The organism is Ferviditalea candida (assembly GCF_035282765.1).
In the GTDB taxonomy this organism is placed as follows: domain Bacteria; phylum Bacillota; class Bacilli; order Paenibacillales; family KCTC-25726; genus Ferviditalea; species Ferviditalea candida.
The window spans coordinates 1-8,701 of sequence record NZ_JAYJLD010000066.1 but is presented as its reverse complement, the minus strand read 5'-3'; the positions used below and the strand labels follow the sequence as shown (position 1 = coordinate 8,701).

7 protein-coding genes and 1 CRISPR repeat array are annotated in these 8,701 nt (G+C 46.3%); all 7 genes read right to left on the bottom strand.

Annotated elements, in window-relative coordinates; translation table 11 throughout:
* Positions 1-96: 96 nt before the first annotated feature.
* Positions 97-392: a CRISPR direct-repeat array (repeat unit 32 nt; unit sequence GTTTCAATCCACGCCCGCGCACGGCGGGCGAC).
* 181 nt (positions 393-573) lie between these two features.
* The 7 genes from cas2 to cas3 are packed head-to-tail and all read right to left on the bottom strand — an operon-like array spanning position 574 to position 8,227.
* Complete coding sequence (gene cas2 / locus VF724_RS20750; RefSeq protein ID WP_371756138.1) at positions 574-864, bottom strand: CRISPR-associated endonuclease Cas2; 291 nt, start codon at positions 862-864, stop codon at positions 574-576.
* Between the two features lie 11 nt (positions 865-875).
* Entirely contained in the window at positions 876-1,907 is a 1,032-nt protein-coding gene (gene cas1c, locus VF724_RS20745; RefSeq protein ID WP_371756139.1) for a type I-C CRISPR-associated endonuclease Cas1c, read from the bottom strand.
* On the bottom strand, positions 1,892-2,566 hold the full coding sequence (gene cas4, locus VF724_RS20740) for a CRISPR-associated protein Cas4 (protein ID WP_371756137.1): 675 nt from the start codon (positions 2,564-2,566) through the stop codon (positions 1,892-1,894). Before cas4 ends, cas1c begins: the two co-directional genes overlap by 16 nt.
* Positions 2,567-2,606: 40 nt before the next feature.
* Entirely contained in the window at positions 2,607-3,488 is an 882-nt protein-coding gene (gene cas7c / locus VF724_RS20735; RefSeq protein WP_371756136.1) for a type I-C CRISPR-associated protein Cas7/Csd2, read from the bottom strand.
* Positions 3,485-5,305, bottom strand: coding sequence for a type I-C CRISPR-associated protein Cas8c/Csd1 (gene cas8c, locus VF724_RS20730; RefSeq protein WP_371756135.1), 1,821 nt, complete (start codon positions 5,303-5,305; stop codon positions 3,485-3,487). The genes cas7c and cas8c overlap by 4 nt, the downstream gene beginning before the upstream one ends.
* The gene (gene cas5c / locus VF724_RS20725; protein ID WP_371756134.1) at positions 5,302-5,955 is read right to left on the bottom strand and encodes a type I-C CRISPR-associated protein Cas5c; all 654 of its coding nucleotides are present in this window, start codon (positions 5,953-5,955) and stop codon (positions 5,302-5,304) included. The genes cas8c and cas5c overlap by 4 nt, the downstream gene beginning before the upstream one ends.
* A gap of 16 nt (positions 5,956-5,971) precedes the next feature.
* Positions 5,972-8,227 (bottom strand): CRISPR-associated helicase Cas3', encoded by a 2,256-nt coding sequence (cas3, locus tag VF724_RS20720; protein WP_371756133.1) that lies wholly within the window; start codon positions 8,225-8,227, stop codon positions 5,972-5,974.
* Positions 8,228-8,701 lie beyond the last annotated feature (474 nt).

Below are 8,701 nucleotides of genomic sequence, written 5' to 3'. Positions count from 1 at the left end.
GATCCTATGCGGAATTAATTTGCAAAACAACGAAAAAAAGCTGCTTTTTATGCCGATTTAATTTGCAAAACCCCTGCCGGATTAATGTGCAAATTCACATCAATCCACGCCCGCGCACGGCGGGCGACAGCCCTGACATTAATCCCAAAATCCGCCCGCAGTGGTTTCAATCCACGCCCGCGCACGGCGGGCGACGACGGCATGGTATCTGTCCCGGATGTGGGCAAGGTTTCAATCCACGCCCGCGCACGGCGGGCGACATCAAAGATTTCAGCTGTGATCGTAACCGTTGCTGTTTCAATCCACGCCCGCGCACGGCGGGCGACTATCACTGATGATCCAAGCGCGATCGTTCGTCCGGTTTCAATCCACGCCCGCGCACGGCGGGCGACAATACGTACGAACAATAGTTTACCTGTAAGCTTTGTTTAGTACAAATACGCGAACCTATTAAAAGAAAGAGATGGTTAGGAACAATTTGACTTTCAAATATCGTTTTTCCCTTGTTTCACATGGTTCGCGAACCTAATTGGAAATTCATGTTCACTTTGGGTTCGCAATAAATATTATCTTTTAGATCATTAAAAACCCTTCAGGGTCGTACCCTTTTTTCGAGCCATAGTGCTCCACTTTGCCTTTCCACTTCGAACCAAGGTGGTAAAATCTTAGGCTATCCGTCTCTGGGGCGACAATTTTTTGCAGTTGCAACTGTAGTTCTTTAAATTGCTGTGGATCCACCAGACATTCAAATACTGAATTTTGCACACGTTGCCCATAGTTCTCGCATTGTTTGGCTACCTGTCTTAATCTTCTTTGACCATCAGTATCCATCGTACTGACATCATACGTGATTAACACCATCATTCGGCTTCAACCTACTTCCAGAAAAATGGAGGATAGTCGTCAAGGTCACCTCTCAGATACCGGGCCAATAACATCGCTTGCGCATAAGGCAATAACCCGACGGCAATTTTCTCATCAAAAAAAGGATGCCTGATCTCGTCTCTCTTTCGTTGTTGCCATTCCGTCAGCACGATTTTCCGAGCATCATCTTTTAAAAAGTAAGCTCCGGACTCTTTTCGCACAAAATCATCCGGGAAAATTTGCTGGCGGTTAATCAATGTCAGCATGGTGCGATCGGCAAAATACACCCTGAATTCCTCCATTAGGTCTAACGCCAGGCTGTTTCGCCCTGAACGATCTCTATGGAGAAAACCTACTTGAGGATCTAGGCCGACTGTTTCCAATGCATGGGTAACATCATTGGCCAATAATGTATAAAGAAATGAAAGCAACGCGTTAACCGGGTCCGTAGGCGGTCGTTTTACTCTGCCTTTGAATGAAAAACCTTGTTTATTGACCAATATTTGCTCTGAAACAACGGAAAAGTAGCTGCGTGCCGCCAATCCTTCCGCTCCCCGCAATTCATCGAGCGATTGACTGTTATTGATTTCTCTTATTTGACGATTTAACAGGAGGAGCACGGACTTCAACCGATCTTGATCAACCCGGTCCGGATAATCCCGCAGGGTCCGCTGAAGGGAAACCCTGGCATTTCCAATTTTCGAGAATAAAAAGCGCTTTGCCAACAATAACGTTTGTTCTCCATTGTCACTCCAACGGTATTGCGTACGTCGCAAGTGAACGTTTCCCTTTGTCTCGCCCGTGATCCGAGCCTTAAACTGTCCGTATGGCGTCAAAAAAACAAGGGAGACGTGATTATCGATGCAAAGCTGCATGGCATCCGGACTGACACCTCTGTAACCAAATACGATGACAGATTCCAGGTTGATGATCGGCACCTGCATTTCTTTGACACCATCGGAACGGATAATCAATGTTTCGCCTTTCGCACCCACATAAGCGTCAGGCAGCGTCACATAAAGCGTGTTCAACAATCGTCGGATTGATCTTCACCTCCTTCAACGAATCTCTTAACATATGCCGCTGCCGATTTAGAATAACCCTTTGCGCTCCATTTCGGTTTGCAGATTGAAATCAGTGAACACCGTTCGCAATGTTTTTGGTATTCAGCGCGAGGTGTCCGATTTTCATCATACAGCAGGCGCATCCCGGCTACCAAAGTTTTTACCCGAAGTCGAAGAGAATCCGAGAACATGACTTGTTCCCGTCTTCTGGTTTCCGCATAATAGATGGCTCCGCAAGCGATTTTGACTCCCAGCATTTCTTCCAGACAAATTGCTTGCGCACACAATTGAACGATATCCCTATCATCCGATTTTGGTTTTCCCCTTTTATACTCGACGGGAGTAACTTTCCAATTTCCTTCCCGGCCATCTAACATAACCGTTTCCTCGCATTTTTCGGATTGCCGTTCAAATTCAACCATGTCTGCAATTCCGCGTATCCGTAATGATTCCGATACAAGAGGAACAGATCTGACAATGCGAAAAACGCCTCTGGTTTCGTCAAAACCAGAATCATCGACACGTTGGTGAACATGATTCCCTTCTGTCGTCAGTACATTTTCCCGCCATTGATTTTCAATATGAATAAGTGCCCACTGCCGTTGACAGAAAGCGAAATGTTGAATGCCGGAGATCATGAGATAATCGTCTTCTTCCGGAGACCTGTCCATAGATCACCTACAGTTTTTCGTAAATCATTACGCCGCCAGGCACTTCGCCAATCGTGACCTCATAGTCCTGAAAAGAGCGGGGAATCTCAATGCCATTCTTTCTTGCCACGTTAACTGACTGGAACAATTTATGCGCCGGAGCATTCCCAAGCGGTGTAGCGTGTTCAAACACAATCAATTTTTGGGCCGACATTTTTCCACGGGAAGCCGATCGGTCATGATCAAACATATTGATAAGCGCAGACCACAGCACTTCCAAATCTTCTTGCCCGAAATTGGTCTGGGCGGCGAGCGGTGCGGAAATAAACCCTTCCATCCGATACAAACCGTAGGGCACAATGCTTTTACGGCCCATTGTCCGTTCCTTCTCCGCATCCTTCTCATTCGTCACCGCCATACGGGTAATCGTCACTTCCTGCGGGGAGATCGGATCAATGCTTTTGGAGAAACTGAACTGCACCGGTCCCCGCACTTGGCCGCAGTTTACTCCTGTGGTCATGACAGCTCCAAAAGCACGTATGTCATAATATTTATCACACATCCATCTGGCAAGTGTTTGTTGATCTTCTTTTCTCTTGGCTTCCATTTTATCGGGTTTATTTTCTTTCAATTCTATGTCGGGATGAGCCAGAAACGCTTCTTTATTCAGGTTGTTTAATACCGCTGCTTCCTTCACGTAGATTTCAAACGAGTCCTCGCCGGCTTTGGACAGTTCAATATAATTACGGACTTTGCGTTTCATGCATACATCTGTCACCAAACCGCACCCGGTTTCGGGATCGATTCTCGGCAGATTTCCGGCATCCGGATCTCCATTGGGATTACCATTTTCCACGTCATACAGCAGTACAAATTCGTATCTGTTCGATATAGCTGTTTTCTCCTTCATTCCTGTTCCCTCTTTTCATTTAAATTGTTGTTATTACTTGTATAGAAGTCTTGTCTTTGATGATAATAACCCAATGCAAACATGCCTTGCTCTTCCAGAGACAACCGCCTGGGGAATTGCCCCGGAAGTGAATTCATTACCTCCTGGATACGATGATCATTGCTTCTCCCCCACTTTTCATCCTTGGCGATATGATGTTGGGATAAGCTCAGCAAGCGGGGAAATACATTGGCCGGCGTGGACGAAGCCGCTCCCCAGTATCGGTCGCGTATAGTTGCGTTAATGTTTTGCCCTAATGCGCTGATTTGAGCTTTCTCCAAACAAGCGAACAACCTCCCTAAGTGGTAAGGAACACTCGTCGACTGTTCATTCAGTCCCATTGTGATTTCTCCTTCCAATGCATGATTTCTTGATCGGTATTGACGAAGCAAATACGCTTTGATCATGGCTGCTCGGACTGCGCCTATCTTGTACAATCCTTTCCGCGGATCGTCGGATTCCGAGCGTATCCGGTTCATCAACTGAGCGAACACCGCCCGAGAATACGGCAAACCTAATAAGATGGATCGGAGCATCTGACCTTCCATATTCGGAGGAATGTTCTTCCATTCATGGCCGACCGCAATTTCCCGCAATAGCTCTTTAATTGTGGGACTCCGCTCCAATCCGGCAATCGATAAGTCCTCATAATGCCTCCATACGCGCTCTCCAATCTCCCCCAATGTCCCGGTATACCAGAATCGAACGGCTATTCGCGCCGCGTTGGGAGACAGTCCAAGCAGATAAAATTTCACGTCCGCATCAAGATCCTGGAAAGTTTCTTTGAAAGCTTGTCCCTGTCTGATGCGAATAACAGCGCTTTTTACCCGCATGCGAATACTTTCCTCATCCGCGATTTTACTGCCATCTTCATCGGAAAAGTCTTGAAATAAGCTGGATAAGAGCTCCTGTTCCTTTTCTGATGTTGTTTCGGCCCAAAAAACAACAGTCGTATCATTCATGCGGACATAATGATCGGGATCGGCCAAAAATTTGTTCAACACGTATCCATATGCATCGGCCGCTTTTTGCGAAGTGGGCGCGTTGTAGGATTGATCCCGGCCATATGAACAAAAAGAAGGAATATTGAAAGATACGATCGCCGCCCCTGCTGTCTGTGCACCCACCAGATTCTTTATATTCGGGTGCAGTCTGGCAATTTTATTTACTGACATATTTTCCCCTGTAATCAGGCATGTCTGTTCCTGTCCCGACGATTCCTCGTCCGTTGTACTGCCATAATATCGTTCCCAAGCTTGCTGGATTTTGCGATCATCGTGAAAAAACTTGCCGGTCGGGGCAAACTTGATAACGCATAATCCTCCTGAGGACAATGCCTTGTGAAGATCCGGGCTCATGAATTTTCCTAATTGTTCCGCAAGTTCTTGATCGCTGTATCCGAGAAAACGTTTAAACGAAATAATCTCCGGTGATTCAACCGATGCAAACTCCAACACCGCATTGCACAAGTCGATGCTCCCTTTTCTGCAAGCTTCCCGCATGGACAACGCCGACCCGAACAAATATTCAGCTTTATCGCACAAAAAGTAAGGATTAATTCCTGAACCTGCACGTTTGGGCTGCTTGGGAACAATAAAGGTTCGTTTTATGCTCTTCCCTTTGTCATTAACGTATGGGAGGATGGAAGCAACCGTCCCCTTGTCGCTCAGTTGCACCTCGAACGATACATCCGCAGAGGAATACTCCTCCCTCGGAAGTCGATCGCCTTCCCGCTCCAACAACAAATCATAATACGCATTCAGCGCTTGCAAGATCATCCTTTCACCTCCTTCAAAGCGGGGATATCAATGACCCCGTCTACCATTTTAGCGCGGAAAAAATGCGGAATAGCCTCTTTCAACTCACCTTTCCCGTTCAATCTATACGTTTGATCGAGCAGCATATAGCCGAGATCGACAGTCCCGCGATGGGCCGTCTTTACTTCGTCGCTCTGATTCGAGTGATCCTCAAGCAATTCAAAATGCACGGGGAATTCCCTGGTTCCGAAGTACGGACGGTGAAAGCATTGCCCCTGGCGGGCGCGTCGCAAAAAGATATTGTAATGTTTCTCCGGTGTATCCTCATCTCCACGCCGATCCATCATCTCAAAATGTGCTTCGATTACATATTCCACATTTCTTAACACTAAAGCAGCGCGTTGTTGCCGATCCTCTGCCGCATAAATGACTTTTTTCATTGAAGCTTTAGATTCTACCTCGTTCCTGCGAATATTCTCAAAACGGATCGGATTGACGACGTGAATGCGATCCACCACCCAGCGAATCGCCGGTTTCCAATGAATGGCTTCGAGAATACCGCGTGCCGCAGACGGCGTCATCACATCATAGCTGACCCTTTCCACCTTCATCTCGGGACGGGTGAAGCAGGCGTACTCTCCCCAGACCCTTAATCGAATGCCATAGCCCATACCATCATCTCCTCATCTAATATATAAGAACCTCATGTTCAGCCGTATCACCCGCTTCCAACAACCCGGTTTGCCGATGGTAATACGCCGGATCGGTTAAATAGAGAACACCTTCGCGGTTTCGGATCAGATCCCGCTTCAGAAACTCCGCAAGCTCATGGCGATAAATTTGTACGATATACGGCTGCAATTTGCGAATAACACCGGTCGGATACATGCAAGTATCCATCTCATTAATTAAATCCCATGCTTTCTGATCATATGGAATGACTACGACTTGCATGATCTCATCAATGAATGCGAACTTGTCTGATATATCTTCATATGAGATTTCCAAATTATGTTTTTTTCTGATCAACTTGATGATTTGCTCTGCATCCGTCAACTGCTCGACTCTGCCGTCACAAATGCCGTGAATTCTTTCAAAGTAATTTTGAATGCATTCCAACGACAATGGTTCCTCTGTACGATAGGTCAGAACGTTCTGTGCCTCTATCGCACTTTCCTTCATCCAGCCTTTGGATGGCATTCCTTGTTTGTCGGGATAAAAAACGACAACCTTTCCGACCTCCAATTTGCCTTCCCGGTTGCACCTTCCAGCCGCTTGAGCAATCGCATCTATCCCGGCCATCGCTCGCAGCACCACCGGGAAGTCCACATCAACCCCCGCTTCGATCAATTGAGTGGATACAACCCGGCAAGGCAGATTGTCCTTCAGCCTCGAACGTATTTCCTCAAAAATCTCCGTTCGATGTCTGGCGCACATTCTGCCGCTCAAATGATAGATCCCTTCCAACTTTCTTTCTAGCATACGATCGAACAGCAGTTTGGCATGTTTTCGAGTATTGACAATACAAAGAATTTGTTCTTCCTCCTCCAGCCAGTCGGTTACCATCTCGTCGGAAACCGCTTCCAGATGGTTATGGATATCGACTTCCACCCTTTTAAAGTCTTTCATCAGCTCATTCGGCGAAGGATCGTCCATAATCTCCGTAATCCCGATTCCAAGACTGTCCCATGACGGCTGCGTAGCGGTACAAAGCACGACAGTGCACTTATAGGATTCGACCAATTCCTCCAGCGCCCTTAAGCAAGGCGTCATATAACCTCTGGGAATGCTTTGGGCCTCGTCAATAATAATGACCGAATTCGCTATATTATGCAGTTTTCTGCATTTGCTTCTTTTATTCGAAAAAAGAGACTCGAAAAATTGCACAGAAGTTGTTACAATGACCGGCGCGTCCCAATTTTCCGTGCCCAATTTCAAACGGCGGAGTTCTTCTGGCCCATAATTTTCTTCATATTCATCTTCATTCATATTGCTATGATGCTCCAATACCGCATCTTGACCGATTGCCTCGCGAAAAACCTTCGCATTTTGCTCGATAATACTGGTAAAGGGAATCACGTAAATAATTCGCCGTTGGCCATGGTTAACCGCATGTTTCAGAGCAAAGGACAGTGATGACAACGTTTTTCCTCCACCGGTGGGAACCGTCAATGAAAATATGCGCGGCGTAAGATTGGATTGCCGATTGCATGCCTCAAGGATTTGACGCCGTTTTTGATTAATCGGTGTAGGCTCGGAATGTTCAAGAATACGCTGCATATGGCTTTCAAGCCGTTTCAACAATTCATTCATGCCTGGTGGTTTGGCATGCGGAATTGACTCATCCGCTTGGCAAAAATGCTTTGTGTCAATCGTGTCTGCGTCTACCAAACAGGAAAATAACATTCTTCCCAAAAAGGCATATCTCCAAGCCAGCTTGTCAGCCGTTAAACTATGAGTTGAAAAGAGTTGGTTGATCGCTGTGAGATCTGCTTCGCCAAGTTTCACCTCATTCCATGCAGCCGACCAGTCCTTTACATGGGCAAGCCGATATGGTTCGGATAAACGATGAGCTAATGTCCCTTCCTGATCCACCGTTCCGTAATTTTTCAATCCTCCGTGATGTCCGGCAATACAATGGGCAATTAGCCTGGCCAGATATTTGTGAAGATGGTTCTTGCCCAAATACTGGCGTACTGCGTCGTCTTGAGTAATCCATTGCGCTCCTGCGGTGGAATGATCCACTCTGATTTGACTTCCCCGGATTCGTTGTTGAAATTCATTCGAATATTTCCCGACATCGTGCAGCAGCCCTGCCAAATACCCCAAATCTCCCGCTCCGAATATTTCCGCATTGCGTTTGCATAGTTCGGCCACTCCAAACAAATGATCTTTCAACAATTGAAATTGATTCGAGTCATTGCTGTGAGCGTAATATTCCATAAACAAATTCACCTTCGAGCTAGGATATTGTATTTAACAGTTTATCGAAAACTTCTGACATCAGACCGTCAGGGAATGTTTGTTCTATTAACATTGATTCGCAATTAAACCATGTTTTTTTGTGGATTTATTGTAATATCTAGCAAATTCGACATTTATTAAGAGAATCCTGCGTAATACCCGATATATTTGTTGAATAATCCGAGAATTTGTCCTTAGAAACTAAAACCGGGAATTCACCGCAAAAATCCAATCATATTTTTGGTCTTAACAGCGGCGCGAGTGCCAGCAATCGAGTAGGAGAGGGCGGCTAACCCCCGTCCTCTCACACCACCTAGCATGCGGTTCCGCACTAGGCGGTTCGCCAACCTTGACGAATGTTGAAATATCGTTCGGTTAAACTCTTGAGTCCTTGGGATTGCCAATAGGCAGTTCCAAGGACTTTATGTAAATGAGGGGTTCGCGTGTGCGCCA